The 18,266-nt window shown below is 69.0% G+C and carries 18 protein-coding genes; 16 read left to right on the top strand and 2 right to left on the bottom strand.

Going from position 1 to position 18,266, the window contains the following annotated elements:
• Positions 1-72: 72 nt before the first annotated feature.
• The 14 genes from H7I41_RS01600 to H7I41_RS01535 all read left to right on the top strand — a co-directional run bounded on the left by H7I41_RS01600 (position 73) and on the right by H7I41_RS01535 (position 16,029).
• Positions 73-930 (top strand): SDR family NAD(P)-dependent oxidoreductase, encoded by an 858-nt coding sequence (locus H7I41_RS01600; RefSeq protein ID WP_264010796.1) that lies wholly within the window; start codon positions 73-75, stop codon positions 928-930.
• 11 nt (positions 931-941) lie between these two features.
• Complete coding sequence (locus tag H7I41_RS01595; protein WP_264010795.1) at positions 942-2,333, top strand: aromatic ring-hydroxylating oxygenase subunit alpha; 1,392 nt, start codon at positions 942-944, stop codon at positions 2,331-2,333.
• A 70-nt stretch (positions 2,334-2,403) separates the two neighbouring features.
• A complete protein-coding gene (locus H7I41_RS01590) occupies positions 2,404-4,254 on the top strand; it encodes a flavin-containing monooxygenase (RefSeq protein ID WP_264010794.1) in 1,851 nt (616 codons plus the stop codon).
• Positions 4,251-5,114, top strand: coding sequence for a TauD/TfdA dioxygenase family protein (locus H7I41_RS01585; protein ID WP_264010793.1), 864 nt, complete (start codon positions 4,251-4,253; stop codon positions 5,112-5,114). Before H7I41_RS01590 ends, H7I41_RS01585 begins: the two co-directional genes overlap by 4 nt.
• A 1-nt stretch (position 5,115) precedes the next feature.
• Positions 5,116-6,045, top strand: coding sequence for an SDR family NAD(P)-dependent oxidoreductase (locus H7I41_RS01580; protein WP_264010792.1), 930 nt, complete (start codon positions 5,116-5,118; stop codon positions 6,043-6,045).
• Positions 6,038-7,276, top strand: coding sequence for a CaiB/BaiF CoA transferase family protein (locus tag H7I41_RS01575; protein ID WP_264010791.1), 1,239 nt, complete (start codon positions 6,038-6,040; stop codon positions 7,274-7,276). Before H7I41_RS01580 ends, H7I41_RS01575 begins: the two co-directional genes overlap by 8 nt.
• Before the next feature lie 2 nt (positions 7,277-7,278).
• Complete coding sequence (locus H7I41_RS01570; protein ID WP_264010822.1) at positions 7,279-8,445, top strand: acyl-CoA dehydrogenase family protein; 1,167 nt, start codon at positions 7,279-7,281, stop codon at positions 8,443-8,445.
• Positions 8,442-9,359: an acyl-CoA dehydrogenase family protein gene (locus H7I41_RS01565; protein WP_264010790.1), complete on the top strand. Its 918-nt coding sequence runs from the start codon at positions 8,442-8,444 to the stop codon at positions 9,357-9,359. The genes H7I41_RS01570 and H7I41_RS01565 overlap by 4 nt, the downstream gene beginning before the upstream one ends.
• 26 nt (positions 9,360-9,385) lie before the next feature.
• Entirely contained in the window at positions 9,386-10,573 is a 1,188-nt protein-coding gene (locus H7I41_RS01560; RefSeq protein WP_264010789.1) for an acyl-CoA dehydrogenase family protein, read from the top strand.
• The gene (locus H7I41_RS01555; protein WP_264010788.1) at positions 10,573-11,556 is read left to right on the top strand and encodes an acyl-CoA dehydrogenase family protein; all 984 of its coding nucleotides are present in this window, start codon (positions 10,573-10,575) and stop codon (positions 11,554-11,556) included. Before H7I41_RS01560 ends, H7I41_RS01555 begins: the two co-directional genes overlap by 1 nt.
• Positions 11,557-11,566: 10 nt before the next feature.
• Positions 11,567-13,279 carry a thiamine pyrophosphate-binding protein gene (locus tag H7I41_RS01550; protein ID WP_264010787.1) on the top strand — a complete coding sequence of 571 codons (1,713 nt, stop codon included), beginning with the start codon at positions 11,567-11,569 and terminating at the stop codon, positions 13,277-13,279.
• Positions 13,280-13,306: 27 nt separating this feature from the next.
• The gene (locus tag H7I41_RS01545) at positions 13,307-14,728 is read left to right on the top strand and encodes an aldehyde dehydrogenase family protein (protein ID WP_264010786.1); all 1,422 of its coding nucleotides are present in this window, start codon (positions 13,307-13,309) and stop codon (positions 14,726-14,728) included.
• Between the two features lie 76 nt (positions 14,729-14,804).
• Positions 14,805-15,293 (top strand): DUF309 domain-containing protein, encoded by a 489-nt coding sequence (locus H7I41_RS01540; protein WP_264010785.1) that lies wholly within the window; start codon positions 14,805-14,807, stop codon positions 15,291-15,293.
• A gap of 10 nt (positions 15,294-15,303) precedes the next feature.
• Positions 15,304-16,029, top strand: coding sequence for a 3-keto-5-aminohexanoate cleavage protein (locus tag H7I41_RS01535; protein ID WP_264010784.1), 726 nt, complete (start codon positions 15,304-15,306; stop codon positions 16,027-16,029).
• On the opposite strand, the gene H7I41_RS01530 is transcribed toward H7I41_RS01535, so the two are convergent.
• The gene (locus tag H7I41_RS01530) at positions 16,019-16,465 is read right to left on the bottom strand and encodes a cupin domain-containing protein (RefSeq protein WP_264010783.1); all 447 of its coding nucleotides are present in this window, start codon (positions 16,463-16,465) and stop codon (positions 16,019-16,021) included. The genes H7I41_RS01535 and H7I41_RS01530 overlap by 11 nt on opposite strands.
• Positions 16,466-16,550: 85 nt before the next feature.
• Between H7I41_RS01530 and H7I41_RS01525 the strand changes: the two genes are divergently transcribed.
• Both H7I41_RS01525 and H7I41_RS01520 read left to right on the top strand, forming a co-directional pair.
• Entirely contained in the window at positions 16,551-16,973 is a 423-nt protein-coding gene (locus H7I41_RS01525) for a hypothetical protein (protein WP_264010782.1), read from the top strand.
• Positions 16,970-17,566 (top strand): GNAT family N-acetyltransferase, encoded by a 597-nt coding sequence (locus H7I41_RS01520; RefSeq protein WP_264010781.1) that lies wholly within the window; start codon positions 16,970-16,972, stop codon positions 17,564-17,566. The genes H7I41_RS01525 and H7I41_RS01520 overlap by 4 nt, the downstream gene beginning before the upstream one ends.
• Before the next feature lie 50 nt (positions 17,567-17,616).
• Here the strand turns inward: H7I41_RS01520 and H7I41_RS01515 are convergent, their stop codons facing one another.
• Positions 17,617-18,066, bottom strand: coding sequence for an Hsp20/alpha crystallin family protein (locus H7I41_RS01515; protein WP_264010780.1), 450 nt, complete (start codon positions 18,064-18,066; stop codon positions 17,617-17,619).
• Positions 18,067-18,266 lie beyond the last annotated feature (200 nt).

Raw genomic sequence — 18,266 nt, 5'->3', positions numbered from 1 at the left:
GATAACCCCTGCGGAATAGTGTTCTGCAATATGCAGAGCACCATTGTTTGTCCGGACAAATAGGCGTCGGGCATGGATGACCTCCTCAACCTCGACGGCCGCATCGTGGTCGTGTCGGGGGCCGGTGGCGGCGGTATCGGCACCACCGTCACCGAGCTGGCCGCCGCGGCGGGTGCCACGGTCGTCGCCGTCAGCCGCAGGCAGGACAACCTCGACCAGCATGTCGGCCCGCTCGCCGACAAGGGCCTGCCGGTGGTCACCGTGGCGGCCGACGCGTCGACCGACGAGGGCATCGCGGCGGTGCTCGACGCGGTGCGCAGCACGGCCGGCCGCACCGGTGCCCGGCTGCACGGTCTGGTGAACATCGCCGGGGGGGCGGCGCCGTCGACCTGGATGCCCTCGACCCGCGTCACCCGTGACGACTGGCGGGCGTTGTTCGCCGCGAACCTCGAGACGGCGTTCTTCATGAGCCAGGCGGTCGCGGTCGAACTGCGGTCGGAAGGCAGCCCGGGCTCGATCGTGTCGGTGTCGTCGATCAGCGGGATGAACACCGCGCCGTTCCACATCGCCTACGGCACCGCCAAGGCGGCGGTGGTGGCGATGACGAGGACGATGGCCGTCGAACTCGCGCTCGACGGCATCCGCGTGAACGCCGTCGCCCCCGGCGTCACGGAGACTGCGGCGTCGGCTACCTACGTCGACGCCGACCCCGAGCGCGACCGCCAGGCCATCGCGATGGGCCGCCGCGGCACACCGCGCGAGCAGGCCGGCGCCATCCTGTTCCTGCTCTCCGACCTGTCCGGCTACGTCACCGGCCAGACGCTGCTGGTCGACGGCGGCCTCGACCTCAAGTGGAGCCACCTCGCCGCCGACAACACCTCACTGTTCCTGAAAGACGAATCCTTCCGCAGCACCATCAGCCGGCTATGAAGGGGATGTAGATGACCGACATGAAGGCCGACACGGAGAAGACCGTCCCGGAACCGGCTCCGGCAGAGGAACTCTCGGAGCCGATGACCATCCCGGTCGAGGCCTATATCTCCGAGGAGTACGCCCGCGCCGAGCGGGACAGGCTGTGGCGCAGGGTCTGGCAGCAGGTCGGCCGGGTCGAGGAGATCCCCGAGGTGGGCAGCTACCTCACCTACGACATCCTCGACGACTCGATCATCGTGGTCCGCACCGGTGACAACGAGTTCGCGGCGCACCACAACGTCTGCATGCACCGCGGCCGCAAGCTCGTCGACCGGCCGGAAGGCGCGAAGAATGCAGTGGGCCGTGCGCGCAAGTCGTTCGTCTGCGGATTCCACGGCTGGACATACGGATTGGACGGCACCTGCACCCACATCAGGGAGCAGGACGACTGGAAGGGCGCGCTGAACCCGCGCAACACCCACCTGGCGCCGGTGCAGGTCGACACCTGGGGCGGTTGGCTGTTCGTCAACATGGACCCCGATTGCGAACCGCTGGCCGACTACCTGTTCCCTGCGGCGAAGATCCTCGACCCGTTCGGCCTGGAGAACATGCGCTACAAGTGGCGCAAATGGCTGTACTTCGACTGCAACTGGAAAGTCGCGATGGAGGCCTTCAACGAGACCTACCACGTGTTCACCACGCACCCGGAGTTCAACAAGTTCGGCGAGTTCAAGGGTTGGGCCAAGGCACAGGGCCGGCACAGCAACATCGGCTACGACGCGCCGAAAGGTATGGACGAGACCAAGTCCAAGATCCGGCTCGGCACGGGCGACGACCCGCGCGTGTCCACTGCCGAGATGCAGATGTACACCTGGGAGCAGACCAACGCGACCACCACCGAGACACTGGTCAACGCCGCCAAGCGGCTGGTCGACGAACTCCCCGAGGGCACTCCTGCCGACAAGGTGCTCCAGCACTGGCTGGCCTCCGCGCGCCGGGACGACGAGGCGCGAGGCGTCATCTGGCCGGTGATCCCGCCCGACATCCTCGGCCAGAGCGGCACCGCGTGGCAGCTGTTCCCGAACTTCCAGATCGGCCAGGGCCTCACCAGTGCCCTGTGCTACAGCGCCCGGCCGGATCCCAGCTACCACCCGGACAAGTGCATCTTCGAGGTCGCCGTCTTCGAGCTGTACCCGAAGGGTGAAGAGCCGCAGACCGACTGGGTCTACACGCCCGTGGGCGACCCGAACTGGCTGTCGGTCCTGCCGCAGGACTTCTCGAACATGGCCGCGGTGCAGCAGGGCATGAAGTCGGCCGGTTTCCCCGGCACGAAGCCCAACCCGTACCGCGAGCGCAGCACGGTCAACCTGCACCACCAACTGTCGCAGTACATGGGCACCGGCGAACCCCACGAACTCTAGGAGCGATTTCGGCGCGCTTTCGATCGCTCACCGAACGAGATCACGCCGAAATCACGGAAGAAGGAGAGACATGACGACCGCCGAGCAGTCCTGCGGACCCACCGACGTCCCGACCGACATCGACATCCCCGCGATACGGGAGAGGTACGCCGCCGAGCGGGCCAAGCGGCTGCGGCCCGAAGGCGCCGATCAGTACCTGGAACTCGAAGGTGACTACGCCGGGTTCTACGAGATCGACCCGTACACCACGGTGACCGAGCGGGACGCGATCACCGAGGATGTCGACGTCGTCGTCCTGGGTGGCGGGATCGCCGGGCTGTTGGCGGGTGCGTATCTGAAGAAGGCCGGCGTCGACGGCATCCGGGTCATCGAGATGGCAGGCGACTTCGGTGGCGTCTGGTACTGGAACCGATTCCCCGGCATCCAGTGCGACAACGACGCGTACTGCTACGTCCCGCTGCTCGAAGAACTCGATTTCATGCCGTCGAAGAAGTTCGCCGACGGAGCCGAGATCTTCCAGCACTGCCGCAACATCGGAAAGCACTTCGGGCTGTACGACGGAGCCCTGTTCTCCACCCAGGTGCGCGAGCTGAGCTGGGACGAAGAATCGCAGCGTTGGCAGATCAGCACCGACCGTGGTGACGACATCCGCGCCCGGTTCGTGGTCATGGCCCAGGGCTCCTACAACCGCCCGAAGTTCCCCGGCATCCCCGGCATCAAGGACTTCACCGGACACGTGTTCCACTCCGCCCGTTGGGATTACGACTACACCGGCGGGAACGCCGACGGCGGGTTGGACAAGCTGGCGGACAAGCGTGTCGCGCTCGTCGGCACCGGGGCGACCGGCATCCAGCTGGTGCCGCACCTCAGTCGCGATGCGCAGGAGCTGTTCGTCTTCCAGCGCACGCCGTCCTCGGTCGACGAGCGTTCCAACCCGTCCACCGATCCCGCCTGGGCCGCCTCCCTCGAACCGGGGTGGCAGGAAGCGCGCAAGCGCAACTTCCACAACTGGTCACCGTTCGTCGGTGTGGTGTTCGGCGAACCCGATCTGATCTGCGACTTCTGGACCGAGCTCGGGCGCAACCTGACCGCCCGGATCGCCGGCCTGGACGACCCCGCCTCGGTCACCATCGAGCAGATCATGGCGTTCCGGGAGGAGGAGGACTACAAGATCATGGAGCGGTTGCGTCGCCGCGTCGACGCGATCGTCGAGGATCCCGCCACCGCCGAGTCGCTCAAGCCGTACTACCGCTTCATGTGCAAGCGGCCGTCTTCCAGTGAGCACTATCTCGCCTCGTTCAACCGCCCGAACGTGACGCTCGTCGACGTGTCGGAGTCCAAGGGCGTGGAGAAGCTGACCGAGAAGGGGATCGTCGCCAACGGCGTCGAGTACGAGGTGGACTGCGTGATCTTCGCGAGTGGCTTCGAGATCTCCACCGAGATCAGCCGCCGGTTCGCGATCGACAGCATCGTCGGCCGCGACGGGCTGTCGCTGTTCGACTACTGGCAGAACGACTACAAGACACTGCACGGCATGACCAGCCGCGGCTTCCCGAACCAGTTCTTCATGGGCTTCATCCAGGGCGGCGTTTCGGCGAACACCACGGCGATGTTCGAACAGCAGGCCCAGCACATCGCCTACATCATCGCCGAGGCGCAGAACAGGGGTGCCACCAGAGTCGAGCCGACCCAGGAGGCGCAGGACGGCTGGGTGCAGACGGTCCGCGAGTTGTCGATCGACAACTCCGCGTTCGAATTGTCCTGCACGCCCGGCTACTACAACAACGAGGGGCGAGGCGGCGCGGAACGCAACGGGTCGTTCCTCGGTGACTTCTACTCGCCCGGGTTCTACGCGTTCGACGAACTGATCGCGGAGTGGCGCGGCAAGGGTGATCTCGAGGGTCTGGAGCTGAGCACATGACCGCTGCGACAACGGGGGCAAGCGCAGCTACGGGGGATGAAGCCGCTCTCGACGCCCGGGAGATCAACCCGCGTATCGGGACCGAGATCCGCGCCGACAAGGCGACACTGCTCTCCGGCGACCACGCCGCCACGCTGCGCGACCTGCTCGAACAGCGCGGCGTGCTGGTGTTCCCGCAGATCGGCTTCACCGACGACGAACAGGTGGCGTTCACCGAGACGCTCGGCACGCTGGCCACCGAGCGCAAGGGCGAGAAGCTCTACAACGTCACGCTCGACAAGACCGTCAACAAGCAGGCCGACTATCTGAAGGGGTCGCTGTACTGGCACCTCGACGGCACGATGAACGAGGTGCCGATCCTGGCCTCGCTGCTGTCGAGCAAGGCGCTCGGCAACGAGGGCGAGGGTGACACCGAGTTCTGCAACACCTACGCCGCCTACGACGACCTGTCCGACGAGGACAAGGCGGCGCTCGAGGAACTCCGGGTGGTCCACTCCACCTGGACGACGCTGCTCTACTACGAGCCCGAGCCGTCGCTCGAGATGCTGCAGCAGATGATGTCGATCGGCGAGCGGGAGCTGCCGCTGGTGTGGCGGCACCGCTCGGGTCGCAAGTCGCTGGTGCTGGGCTGCACGGCCGGCCACGTCGTGGGAATGGACCGCGGCAAGAGCATCGAACTGCTTGTCCGGCTGCGGGAGTGGGCCACCCAGCCGCAGTTCGTCTACCGACACAAGTGGTCGGTCGGCGACCTGGTGATCTGGGACAACACCGGCACCATGCACCGCGCGACGCCGTACGACCCGGCGTCGGGACGGCTGCTGCAGCGCACCAAGCTGGCCGGTGAGGAGTCGTTCGCCTGACATGGGTGACCTGAGATTCGACGGCCGGGTGGCCGTGGTCACCGGCGGGGGCCGCGGCCTCGGGCGGGCCTACGCGCTGCTGCTGGCCTCCCGCGGGGCGAAGGTCGTGGTCAACGACCTGGGCGGCAGCCTCACCGGTGAGGGTGGTGACGGCGGCCCCGCCCACGACGTGGTGCGCGAGATCGTCGCCGCAGGCGGGCAGGCCGTCGCCAATGCCGATTCGGTCACCACCCCCGAGGGCGGGCGGGCCATCGTCGGTGCCGCGCTCGACGCGTTCGGCCGCCTCGACGTGGTCGTGCACAACGCGGGCAATGTGCGGCGCGGCTCGCTGCGCGACATCAGCTACGCTGACTTCGAGGCCGTCGTCGACGTACACCTTCGCGGCGCATTCCACGTTGTCCGCGAGGCGTTTCCGGTGATGTGCGACGCCGGTTACGGGCGCATCGTGCTCACCTCCTCGATCGGCGGGCTCTACGGCAACCACGACGTGGTCAACTACGCGGTCGCCAAGGCGGGCGTGATCGGGCTGTCGAACGTCGCGGCGATCGAGGGCGCGGCGCACGGCGTGACGAGCAACGTGATCGTGCCCGCCGCCGTCACCCGGATGGCCGAGGGCATCGATACGTCGGCCTACCCGCCGATGGGACCCGAACTGGTGGCGCCCGCGGTCGGCTGGCTCGCGCACGAAAGCTGTTCTGTCACCGGCGAGATCTACATCGCGCTGGCCGGTCGCATCGCCCGCGCCGCGATTGCCGAGAGCCCGGGGGTGTACCGGCCGTCGTGGTCGGTCGAGGACGTCGAGGCTCAGCTCGACGGGATCCGCGACCTCTCGCAGCCGGTGGTGTTCCCGCCGGTGCCCGACGGGCACACCGACCACATCCGGTACAGCTTCGCGATGGCTGTCCAGCAGCAGGGGGCCGTCCATGGCTAGCTCCGCCGGCCCGCTCGCCGGGATCCGGGTCGTCGACCTCACCGCGGTGGTGATGGGGCCGTACTGCACGCAGATCATGGCTGACATGGGCGCCGACGTCATCAAGGTCGAGCCGCCCGAGGGGGACATCACCCGCTTCGTCGCACCCGGTCCGTCGCCGGGGATGAACGGCGTGTTCGTCAACGTCAACCGCGGAAAGCGCAGCGTCGTCCTCGATCTGCGGTCCGACCACGGGATTGCGGCACTGCGCGCACTCATCGAGACGGCCGACGTGTTCGTCCATTCGATGCGGGCGAAGGCGATCGCCAAGCTCGGATTCGACTACGAGTCGGTCGCGGCCATCAACCCGCGGATCATCTACACCAACTGCTACGGCTACAGCAGACGCGGCCCGGATGCCGACCGGCCCGCCTACGACGACACCATCCAGGCCGAGTGCGGTCTGCCCGCGGTGCAGAAGCAACTCACCGGCGACGCCACCTACGTCGCGACGATCATGGCCGACAAGGTCACCGGCCTCACCGCGCTGTACGCGACCATGATGGCGCTGTTCCACCGCGAACGCACCGGCGAGGGACAGGAGGTCGAGGTCAGCATGTTCGAGACCATGGCGTCGTTCATGCTCGTCGAGCACGCGAACGGCGCCATGTTCGACCCGCCGCTCGGGCCGGCCGTCTATCCGCGGACGGTCGCGCCGAACCGGCGTCCGTACGAGACGAAGGACGGCCACATCGCCGCGCTGATCTACAACGACAAGCACTGGCGGGCATTCACCGACGCGGTGCGACCGTCGTGGAACTCCGACGAATACGCCACGCTGCAGATGCGGGCCAAACAGATCGACGTCGTGTACGGGCTGGTGGCCCAGACGATGCGGGAGCGCACCACCGCCGAGTGGCTCGCGCTGTTCGCGGAACTGGAGATCCCCGCCACGCCGATCAACACCCTCGACTCGCTGTTCGATTCGCCGCAGCTCAACGCCGCCGGGATGTTCGAGACCATCGACACCCCGCACGGCAAGGTGCGCTTTCCCGGTGTGCCGACGTGGTTCTCGCGCACGCCCGGCCACGTCCGGGGCTACGCTCCCGAACTGGGCGCCGACACCGCCGACATCCTCGCCGAACTGGGCCTGTCCAGCGACGCCGAGACGACGGTTGTGGACGAGATCAGCCCGGATTCGGTCAACAACCTCAGCGTCGGCGCCGCCGAAGCCGCGGCGGAGCTGGCATGAGCATGGATTTCGAAATGGGGCAGCGCGCTGCGCAGTTGCGCACCGATCTGCGGGAACTGGTGCACGACAACGTGCCCGAGCACTACCTCGGCGCGTTCACCGACGATCCGGCCGACCTCGAGACGGCCCAGCGGTTCTGCCGCCTGCTCGCCGAGCGGGATCTGCTGTGCCTGTCGTGGCCGGAGGAGTTCGGCGGCGGCGGGGCGTCGGTGTGGGAGCAGACGGTGGTGCGCGAGGAGATGTGGGCGCACCACGAACCGCGCGGCGCCCAGTACATGGGCGTGAACTGGGTGGGGCCGATCATCATGCGGCACGGCACCGAGGAGCAGCAGCGCACGCATCTTCCGCCGATCGCGCGCGGTGAGGTGATCTGGTGTCAGGGCTTCTCCGAACCCGAGGCGGGCTCGGACCTGGCGTCGCTGCGCACCACCGCCCGCCCCGATGGAGACGGCTGGCTCGTGAGCGGCCAGAAGATCTGGACGTCGTACGCCACCATGGCGCAGTGGTGCTTCCTGCTGGCGCGGACGTCGAAGGTGGGAACGGAAGCCACCCCGAAGAAGCAGAACGGCCTGACGATCTTCCTGGTGTCGATGGACGATCCGGCGATCCAGGTGCGGCCGATCCGCTGCATGATGGGCCCGCACCACCTCAACGAGGTGTTCTTCGACGACCTGCGGGTGACCGAGGCCGACGTGCTGGGCACCGTCGACGCCGGTTGGTCGGTGGTGCAGGACGTGATGGCGTTCGAACGCGTCGGCATCGCCCGCTACGCCCGCTGCGAACGGCTGCTCGCCGCGGCACCCGCCGTGCTCGGGCCCCGCTGGGACAGGGTGCCGGAAGAGTTGCGCGGCAGATGGATCCGCATGCTCACGCACTGCCGCCGGGCCCGCCTGCTGGCCTACCGGGTGGTGTCCCTGCAGAGCAGCGGGCGCATCACACCCGGCGACGCCGCCGCGTACCGCATCGCCGTCACCAAGCTCGACCAGGACAGCGCGGAGGTGCTGATGGACATCGCCGCCGAGGTGCGCCACGACGACCCGAACGCCGGGTGGTTCCTCGGCGAGGTCGAGGACCACTGGCGCTACTCGCAGGCGTCGACGGTCTCGTCGGGAAGCATCGAGATGCAGCGCATCCTGCTGTCGCGGGCGATGCTGGCGGCGGCGCGATGATCCTCGATCTGGGTGACGACGCAAGCGAATTCGGCAGGCAGGCACTGCGCGCATTCGAGGCGGCCGGTGGCGATGAACTGGTGCAGCAGGCCGAAGCCAAACCCGCAGAACGCGAATCACTGGTCGGCCCCGCGCTGGCGGGACTGGGCGCGTGGGACCTCGACGTGCGCGGTGACGCCGACGAGCTCGAGGCCGGCGCGGCGCTGTGCCGCAGCGCCGGTCACTGGGCGCTGCCCTATCCGGTGGCCGAGCGGCTGGCCCGGCCGGCCGACCTGGACGTCGACGGGCTGATCGTCGTCGCCGACCAGCGGCCGTCGGCGGCCGTCGCCGGGCTGCAGTCGCGATGGGCGACGGTCACGTTGGCCGGTCAGCGCAGCCACGTCACCGCGCAGGGACCCGCAGGCGCGGCGTTCGTCGCCGAGCTCGAACTGTCGACGGTCGACGACAGCGGTGCCGGTGACCTCGCTCTCGCCTTGGCGCTGCCGTGCTGGACCCTGCTCGGAATGCTGGACCGTGCACTGGAACTCACCATCGCCCATGTCACCCTGCGCAAGCAGTTCGGTCAGCCGCTGTCGTCGTTCCAGGGCGTGCAGTTCCAGCTCACCGACGCCGAGGTGGAGCGCAGTGGGGTGGACATCCTGGCCAAGTACGCGCTGTGGAGCATCGCGACCGGTCGCCCGGAGGCGCTCGACGACGCGCTGGCGCTGCGGATGGCCGCGCTGGAGGCGGCGGAGGTGGTGTTCCGGGTGTGCCACCAGCTGCACGGCGCGGTCGGCTTCTGCGACGAGACCACGCTGTCCTGGCTGTCGCGCTACAGCCAGCCGCTGCGCCGGCTGCCGTTCGGCGTGTCGGCCACCCGCGACCGGCTGCTGCACGCCGCGGGTCCTCGCGGGCTGACGGGACTGTACGCGTGACCGGGACCCCCGCCGAACGTGAAGATATGCGCGAGAATCCGGCGGAAACTCGCACAGATCTTCACACTCGGCGCGAGGAGATCCGCGCCTGGTGCGCCGACCACATCCCGCGCGACTGGCGGCAGGCGCAGACCGGTGTGGCCGAGGAGGAGTTCGTCCGCTTCCAGAAGGCGTGGTTCGCCGAACTGCACGCGGCGGGTTACGCGGTACCGCACTGGCCGCGCGAGTGGGGCGGCGGCATGTCGGTGGCCGAGCAGATCGTGCTGTACCAGGAGCTTGCCGCCCACGACGCGCCCCGGCTGGTGCTGGCGTTCGTCGGCATCCACCACGCCGCGTCGACGCTGCTGGTGGCCGGCACCGACGAGCAGCGGCGCCGCCATCTGCCCGCGATCCTCGACGGCGAGATCTGGGTGCAGGGCTTCTCCGAACCCGAGGCCGGCTCCGACCTGGCGGCGCTGCGCACCACCGCACGCCGCGAGGGCGACGAGTTCGTGGTCAACGGCCAGAAGCTCTGGGCCAGCGGCGGTATGCACGCCGACTGGTGCCTGCTGCTGGCCCGCACCGACCCCGATGCCCCGAAGCGCAAGGGCATCTCGTACTTCCTGCTGGACATGACGTCGCCCGGCATCGACGTGCGGCCGATCCGCAACGCCGTCGGCGACTCGCACTTCTGCGAGATCTTCCTCAGTGACGTGCGGGTGCCCGCGGCCAACCTGGTGGGCGCTGAGAACGCCGGCTGGCAGGTGGCGCAGGCGACGCTTGGCGCCGAACGCGGCATGACGATGCTCGAACTCGCCGAGCGACTCGGCAACGCCGGCTTCCGGTGGCTGGTGCAGGGCAGTCCTGTCGGCGATCCGGTGGTGGCCGACCGGCTGGCCCAGTTCGAGATCGAGCTGGCGGGGCTGCGTGGGATGTGCCGGAAGATCGTGGAGGGACACGACTCCGGTGCGACGGGACCGGCGGACGCGTCGATCGTCAAGCTCTACTACAGCGAACTGCTGCAACGCATGACCGACTTCGGCGCCGAGATCGGTGGCCTCGCCGGTCACACCGACCTCGCCAAACCGATGTCGAGCGGGTGGGAGTCGGGTTCCTGGGTGCTGGACTTCATCGGGTCGTGGGAGTGGACGATCCCCGGCGGCTCCAGCGAGATCCAGCGCACCATCATCGGTGAGCGCGGCCTCGGGCTGCCCCGGGAACCGAGCGCGGTGTGATGGCCACTTCTCCCGACTCGACGGACTTCGCCGAGTTCCACGAGGAACTGCGCTCGGTCGCCGCCGACCTGCTCGCCAAGGACGCCGCGGTCGAGTGGCCCGCGCTCGTCGACGCGGGGTGGGTGGGTCTAGAGGTGCCGGAGGAATTCGGCGGCGCCGGCGCCACTTTCGCCGAGGTCGCGGTGATCTGCACCGAGATCGGCCGCGCCGCCGCCGCCAACAGCTATCTGGGCAGTGCCGTGCTGGCGGTCGGCACCCTGAACGCGCTGCGGCCCGGACCCACCCGCGACCGCCTGCTCTCCGGTGTCGCGTCGGGCGACCTTCGGTGTGCCGTGACCCTCGAGTCGCTGAACTTCGTGCCCGACGCCTGGGGCGCCGACCAGGTGCTGGTGGTCGCCAACGGCGCCGTGGCCGTGGCCGATCTGTCGGTGAGCCCGGCGCCCGTCGTCGACGAGACCAGGGCGCTGGCCATGGTGTCGTCGCGGACCGTCGATCCGCCGGAGCTCCTGCAGTTCGACGGAGACGCCGACGCCGCGGTGCGCCGGCTGCACGACCGCGCCGCGGTGGCCGTCGCCTGCGACAGCCTGGGCCTCGCCGAGGCCATGCTCGACGCGACGGTGGCGTATGCCAAGGTGCGCAGGCAGTTCGGCCGTCCGATCGGATCGTTCCAGGCCGTCAAGCACGCGTGCGCCGACATGCTGGTGGCCGTCTCGATGTCACGCCAACTGGTCGGCGACGCCGTGGCGGCGATCGTCGAGGACCGCGACGACGCCCACGTCGCCGCGTCGATGGCCAAGTCGTATGTCACCGGCGCCGCGGTCGACGTGGTCGGCAAGGCCATGCAGCTGCACGGCGGCATCGGCTACACGTGGGAGAGCGGCGTCCACGTCTACCTCAAACGCGCCAGCGTGAACCGCTCGCTGTTCGGATCGCCTGCCGCACACCGCAGACAACTCGCTCACCGTTACCAGTCACCGACATAGGAGCTCAACCATGGGTGTACCCGTCTACAAACGCATTCTCGACCTGTTCGAGGCCGAGGGCGTCAACACGCTGTTCGGCATCCCGGACCCGAACTTCGTGCACATGTTCGCCGAGGCCGAGGCGCGCGGCTGGTCGGTCGTCGCACCGCACCACGAGCTCAGCGCGGGCTTCATGGCCGAGGCGGCGTCGCGGATGACCGGCGGGCCCGGCCTGTGCATCGGCACGCTGGGCCCCGGCGTGGCCAACATCGCCGGAGCCATGATGTGCGCGCTGGTGGAGAACTCGCCGGTGATCTTCCTCGGCGGCCAGCGGGCCAGGATCACCGAGCGCCGCGTCCGTCGCGGCCGCATCCAGTTCATCCAGCAGGAAGGGCTTTTCACGCCGTCGGTGAAGTACAGCAGCTCCATCGAGTACGCCAATCAGACCGACGAGATCATCCACGAGGCGATCCGCAAGTCGATGTCCGGCACCCCGGGTCCGTCCTACGTCGAGTTCCCGTCGCACGTGATCCTCGAGGAGCTCGACGTCGCCGACCCGCTGCCGCCGCACCGCTACCGGCTCGTCGACCAGGGGGCGGGCGCACGCGAGGTCGCCGAAGCGGTGCGGCTGATCCGCGAGGCGAAGAGCCCGGTCCTGCTCGTCGGCCACGGCGTGCACACGTCGCGCACCCAGCAGGAGGTCAAGCAGCTCGCCGAACTGATGAACTGCCCGGTCATCCAGACCTCGGGCGGCACTTCGTTCATCCCGGGGCTGCAGGAGCGGACGTTCCCGTACCTGTTCTCCCCGGCCGCCAACCAGGCGGTCGAGGAATCCGATCTCTGTGTCGCGCTGGGCACCGAGCTCGGTGAGCCCATGCACTACGGCCGGACCCAGCACTGGGCCGGCAACGATGAGAACCGCAAGTGGGTGCTGGTCGAGCAGGACCCGACGGCCATCGGCGTGAACCGGCCCGTCGACGTGGCGCTGGTCGGCGACCTGCGCGGCGTCGTGCCGCAGCTGGTCGAGGCGCTCGAGGACTCACCGCGAGAGCCGTCGGCCAACCTCGACGCCCTGGTCAAGGCCGACGCCGCCGAACTGGCCCGGGTGGCCGACGAGGCGCCGAGCGGACGCACCCCGGTGCACCCGGCGCGCTACGTCGTCGAGGCGACCAAGGCGTTCGCCGAACTCGAGGACGGCATCATGGTGCGCGACGGCGGCGCGACCGTGATCTTCCAGTGGACCTACTCGCAGTCCAAGCCGCGCGACGTGATCTGGAACCAGAACTTCGGCCACCTCGGCACCGGTCTGCCCTACGCCGTCGGCGCCTCGGTCGCCGAGGGTGGCAAGCGTCCGGTCATGCTGCTCACCAGCGACTCGGCGTTCCTGTTCCACATCGCCGAGCTGGAGACCGCGGCGCGGCAGAACCTGCCGCTGGTGTGCGTGGTCGGCGTCGACCACCAGTGGGGCCTCGAGGTGGGCGTCTACAAGCGCACCTTCGAACAGCCCTCGCCGCAGCCCGGCGTGCACTGGAGCAAGGACGTCCGGATGGACAAGATCGCCGAGGGCTTCGGTTGCCACGGCGAGTACGTCGAGAAGGAAGAGGAGATCGGGCCTGCGATCGCACGCGCGTACGCCAGCGGCAAGGTCGGCGTGGTGCACGTGTGCATCGACCCGACCGCGAACTCCGAGGAGATGCCCAAGTACGACCGATTCCGCACCTGGTACGCCGAAGGTACTCAGTAGGACCCGTCGATAGGGGAGAGTGAAACCATGCGTGAATACCTGAAGTTCTACATCGACGGACAGTGGGTCGAGCCGGTGCGGCCCAACACCCTCGACGTCGACAACCCGACCACCGAGCAGGTCTCCGGCCGGATCGCTATCGGCACGGCGGTCGACGTCGATGTCGCCGTGCAGGCGGCGCGGCGGGCGTTCGGGACGTGGTCGCAGAGCACCCGCGAAGAGCGCCTCGACCTCCTGCAGACCATCATGGGCGAATACCAGAAGCGCGCCGATGATCTCGCCGACGCGGTCAACGAGGAGATGGGCGCGCCCGCGTCGCTGGCGGCCGGCCCGCAGGTCAACCTCGGCCTCGGCCACCTCGCCACGGCGATGGACGTGCTGAAGAACTTCCAGTTCGAGGAGCAGCACGGCTCGACGCTGGTGGTGAAGGAGCCGATCGGCGTCTGCGGGCTCATCACGCCGTGGAACTGGCCGATCAACCAGATCGCCTGCAAGGTGTTCCCGGCGCTGGCCACCGGCTGCACCATGGTGCTCAAGCCGTCGGAGGTGGCGCCCTACTCGGCGCAGATCTTCACCGAGATCATCGACGCCGCAGGCGTTCCCGCCGGGGTGTACAACCTCGTCTACGGCGACGGGCCCGGCGTCGGTGCCGCGCTGTCGAGCCACCCGGACATCGACATGGTGTCGTTCACCGGTTCCACCCGGGCCGGTGTCGACGTCGCCCGCAACGCCGCCGCCACCGTCAAGCGCGTCACCCAGGAACTGGGCGGCAAGAGCCCGAACATCGTGCTCGACGACGACGACTTCGCCAAGAGCGTGACGGCCGGGGTGTCGGTGATGATGATGAACAGCGGGCAGAGCTGCAACGCGCCGTCGCGGATGCTGGTGCCCAACTCACGCATGGACGACGCCATCGCAGTGGCGCGGGACGTCGCGGGGGCCGTCAAGGTCGGCACCGGCGACAAGGACGCGATCGGACCGGTCGCGTCGAAGGCGCAATTCGAGAAGATCCAGGGACTGCTCGCGAAGGGCGTCGAGGAGGGCGCCACCGTGGTGGTCGGCGGCACCGGGCGCCCGGACGGGCTGGACAGCGGCTACTACGTCAAGCCGACGGTGTTCGCCCACGTCACCAACGACATGACGATCGCCCGCGAGGAGATCTTCGGGCCTGTGCTGTGCATCCTCGGCTACGACGACCTCGACGAGGCGGTGGAGATTGCCAACGACACCGAATACGGTCTCGCGGGCTATGTCTCGGCTGCCGACCTGGATCAGGCCCGGCAGGTGGCACGCCGCATCCGCGCCGGTTCGGTGGCGATCAACCACGGCTTCGACATGAGTGCGCCGTTCGGTGGCTACAAGCGCAGTGGCAACGGCCGCGAGTGGGGCCAGTTCGGTTTCGACGAGTTCCTGGAGACCAAGGCAGCACTGGGTTACGCCCCCGCCTGATTGTGATTTCGGCGCGCTTGCGTTCGCCTGTCGATCGAAAGCGCGCCGAAGTCGCACGGGTGCGTAGCCTGGAGCGGTGGATGCCGCTCGGGATCGCGACGAGGCCGGGCGCGCACAGAACGCCCGGCCGCGTGATGCGCTCGGCAGGCCGTTACCGCGAGATGCCGTCGGTGTGCCGCGGATTCCCGACGACCTCGACGTCACACCCGAGCAGGGCCTGTCGGCAGCGCAACGGCTGCTCGACGAGGGCCTGGCCTTCAACGCCCACGAGGTGCTCGAAGCCGTCTGGAAGGACGCGCCCCCGGAGCACCGCGAACTGTGGCGGGGGCTGGCGCAGCTCGCGGTCGGCATCACCCATGTCCAGCGCGGTAACCGGGCAGGCGCACGGGCGTTGTTGATGCGGGCGTCGGCGGCGATCGCGCACGGCCCGGCCGTCCATGGAATCGACGTGCCGGGCCTGGTCGCCTACGCCGACGCGCTGGCCGACGACCTGTCCGGCGACGCAGACATCGGCCAGGAGCGGTTGCGGCCACGGTTGTCGGGTGCGTCCGGCGGCCACGGGTGAAGATGGACCCATGACCGGTCCCCGCATCTACCTCAAGGCCTGCATCAACGGCGCCCGAACCCCGGACCAGCATCCCGGCCTGCCGGCGAGTCCGGACCAACTGGCCGCCGCCGCCCTGGCCGCACACCGAGCCGGCGCGCAGGCGGTGCACCTGCACCCGAAGACGCCGGACGGCGTCGACTCGCTGCGGCCCGACGTCGTCGCCGCGGCGGTGACGGCGGTCCGCCAGGCGGTGCCCGGCCTGCCGCTCGGGGTGACCACCGGCTACTGGGCGCTCCCGGATGCCGCCGAACGGCGGCGCGCCGTCGAGAGTTGGGACGTGCTCCCCGATTTCGCGTCACTGAATTGGCACGAGCCGGGATCTCCTGAGCTGGCACAGGTGCTGCTGTCCAAGGGGCTGGGCGTCGAGGTCGGGATCTTCCACGCTGAGGCCGCGCAGTCGTGGGCGGGCAGTGACATCGCCGCGCACTGCATGCGGGTGATGATCGAACTGCAGGCCGACGCCGACACGGCACTGGCCGACGACCTGCTCAGCCAGGTGACGGCGGCCGGCTCACCGGCGCCGGTGCTGCTGCACGGTCTCGACGAAAGCTGTTGGCCGCTGCTGGAACACGCCGGGGTTCGCGGTGTGCAGACCCGGATCGGCCTGGAGGACACCCTGCACCTGCCCGACGGTTCGCTCGCGCCGGACAACGCCGCGCTGGTGTCGGCCGCCGTCGACCTGCTCAGCCGGTAGGACCGGCCAGGGCGAAGTCGGCGAAGTCGAAGCCCGGCACCACCACACAGCTGACCAGGCTCGGTTCGTCGTCGCGCGGGCGGGCCCGCTGCCAGTGCCGTGGCGGGACGACCAGCTGCGGCTGCTCACCGGCGGTGATGTCACCGCCGAGCAGATGTGCTGCGGCAGAACCCTGCTCGGGTCCGACCTCGAGCAGGAGCGGACTGCCGCGGTGGAAGAGCCAGAGTTCGGCGCTGCGCACGGTGTGCCATGCCGACTGCTGACCGGGCATGAGCAGGAACAGGATCGCCGTACCGGCGCTGCGCGGACCGGTGTAGTCCGGCGGCAAGGCGGACGGCGGCATCGACAGCTCGCTGCGCCAGGTCTCCCGGAACCACCCGCCCTCCGGGTGCGGGGACAGGTCGAGGCCGCGGGCCCAGTCCGGGAGATCGCTCATCGGCACCGCCTTGAATCGAGGTCGTGGTTCAGCCTAGAGCGCCGCGGCGGAGGGGACGGCGCACCGCACCCGATAGGCTCGCCGCGTGCTGCGCGTCAATCCCGGATGGCTGGTCGCCGTGTGCGCGGCCGTGGTGGCAGTGAGCGGGTGGTTGCCATGGCTGACCACCGGCGGCGGCCGGGCCAACGCGATCGGCGGAACGGTCGGCAGCCTGGACTCGGTGCCCGCGCGGTTCGGGGTGGGGCAGCTGATCGTGCTTCTGGCCGCGGCGCTGATCGTGGCCGGGGCGATGGCCGCGCGCGGCCTGTCGGCCCGGTTGGCAGCGGGGGGTGCGCTTGCGATCTCGCTGCTGCTGGTGGCGCTGACCGGCGTGTACTACAGCAGTTACGTGGTGGCGCCGGTATCGGCCGGGTACGGCCTCTACGTCGGCGGCGGGCTGTCCATCGCTGCCGCGCTGTGTGCGGCGTGGGCGCTGTTCGTGGCGTTGTCGGCGGGGCGCCCGTCGTGACGGGCTTCGTCGAGCCGGTGCACCTGGCGGGCAGGCGCTGGGTGTCGCTGGAGCCGCTGTCGGCGAGTCACGTTCCCGAGATCGCCGACGCCGCCGCCGACGGCGAGCTCGGCGCACTGTGGTTCACCTCCGCTCCCGGGCCGCAGGACGCCGCCGGATGGGTGCGGCGCATGGCCGACCTGCGCGCGGCCGACGGCGGGGTCGCGTTCGCGGTGCGCGCTCTCGACGGTGCGCTGGTGGGCTCATCGAGCTATCTGAACGTCGATGCGACCAACCGCCGGCTCGAGATCGGACACACCTGGTACACCGCTGCCGCGCGGCGCACCGGCGTCAACACCGAGACCAAGCTGCTGATGCTCGGCCATGCCTTCGACCAACTCGGTTGCGTGGCAGTCGAGTTCCGCACGCACTTCTTCAACTTCGCCAGCCGCAAGGCGATCGAGCGGCTGGGCGCCAAACTGGACGGGATCCTGCGCAGCCACCAGGTGCTGCCCGACGGCTCGCGCCGCGACACCGTCGTCTACTCGATCCTCGACATCGAATGGCCGGCGGTGCGTGCACATCTGGAACACCGGCTCGACCGCGACGACTGACGCGCCGTACCCCCGGCGGACGCGGATCCGCCGGGGGCACGGGCACTGCGTCAGCCGGCCTCGACCGTGTTGGTCTCGATGGAACGCTGGTCGGCGCTGTGGGAGACCTCGATCCGGCGCTTCTTGGCCCGTTCCGCCATCGGGATGGTGACGGTGAGCACGCCGTTCTCGTAGGTCGCGGAGATCGCGCCCGCGTCGATGCCTTCGCCGAGAGACAACTGACGGCGGTAGGTGCCGAAGAACCGCTCGTTGGCCAACCACTGCACCGAGTCCTCGGAACGCGCGGTGCGGTGCGCCGAGATCGTCAGGGTGCCGTTGTCTACGTCGACGTCGACCGAACCCGGATCGACGCCGGGCAGGTCGGCGGTCAGCACGTAGTGGTCGTCGATCTTGCAGAGATCCATCGGCATGAACCGCGGTGTCCTGTTCGTTCCGGACGAACTCGTCAGCAAACCGCGGGTGAGGGCATCGAGGTCACTGAAAGGATCAAAGCGAAGCACAGCAATCCACCTCCTAAGTCGCTCCAGGGCCCGCCACCTCGACGGGCAGCCAAATCACTGTGCGGCATCAGATTAGCACTCTCTGCCTGAGAGTGCCAAGACTTTTTGGGCGACATCAGGGTGGTCAACGCGTTGTGGCGGCCGTGTCCAGATCGGGATGGGAGCGGTCCTGACGCCAAGCCGGCCATAGACGGATCGAC

Origin of the sequence: [Mycobacterium] manitobense (assembly GCF_025821665.1) — a bacterium.
GTDB lineage: Bacteria > Actinomycetota > Actinomycetes > Mycobacteriales > Mycobacteriaceae > Mycobacterium > Mycobacterium arseniciresistens.
This window is presented reverse-complemented; position numbering and strand designations above follow the sequence as displayed.

What these genes read in the sequence shown, in the direction of transcription:
- H7I41_RS01585 (WP_264010793.1), top strand. Translation starts at nt 4,251, where the DNA reads ATGACCGCTGCGACAACGGGGGCAAGCGCAGCTACGGGGGATGAAGCC.
- H7I41_RS01565 (WP_264010790.1), top strand. Translation starts at nt 8,442, where the DNA reads ATGATCCTCGATCTGGGTGACGACGCAAGCGAATTCGGCAGGCAGGCA.
- H7I41_RS01595 (WP_264010795.1), top strand. Translation starts at nt 942, where the DNA reads ATGACCGACATGAAGGCCGACACGGAGAAGACCGTCCCGGAACCGGCT.
- H7I41_RS01560 (WP_264010789.1), top strand. Translation starts at nt 9,386, where the DNA reads ATGCGCGAGAATCCGGCGGAAACTCGCACAGATCTTCACACTCGGCGC.
- H7I41_RS01545 (WP_264010786.1), top strand. Translation starts at nt 13,307, where the DNA reads ATGCGTGAATACCTGAAGTTCTACATCGACGGACAGTGGGTCGAGCCG.
- H7I41_RS01600 (WP_264010796.1), top strand. Translation starts at nt 73, where the DNA reads ATGGATGACCTCCTCAACCTCGACGGCCGCATCGTGGTCGTGTCGGGG.
- H7I41_RS01590 (WP_264010794.1), top strand. Translation starts at nt 2,404, where the DNA reads ATGACGACCGCCGAGCAGTCCTGCGGACCCACCGACGTCCCGACCGAC.
- H7I41_RS01580 (WP_264010792.1), top strand. Translation starts at nt 5,116, where the DNA reads ATGGGTGACCTGAGATTCGACGGCCGGGTGGCCGTGGTCACCGGCGGG.
- H7I41_RS01550 (WP_264010787.1), top strand. Translation starts at nt 11,567, where the DNA reads ATGGGTGTACCCGTCTACAAACGCATTCTCGACCTGTTCGAGGCCGAG.
- H7I41_RS01530 (WP_264010783.1), bottom strand. Translation starts at nt 16,465, where the DNA reads ATGAGCGATCTCCCGGACTGGGCCCGCGGCCTCGACCTGTCCCCGCAC.
- H7I41_RS01570 (WP_264010822.1), top strand. Translation starts at nt 7,279, where the DNA reads ATGGATTTCGAAATGGGGCAGCGCGCTGCGCAGTTGCGCACCGATCTG.
- H7I41_RS01575 (WP_264010791.1), top strand. Translation starts at nt 6,038, where the DNA reads ATGGCTAGCTCCGCCGGCCCGCTCGCCGGGATCCGGGTCGTCGACCTC.
- H7I41_RS01555 (WP_264010788.1), top strand. Translation starts at nt 10,573, where the DNA reads ATGGCCACTTCTCCCGACTCGACGGACTTCGCCGAGTTCCACGAGGAA.
- H7I41_RS01535 (WP_264010784.1), top strand. Translation starts at nt 15,304, where the DNA reads ATGACCGGTCCCCGCATCTACCTCAAGGCCTGCATCAACGGCGCCCGA.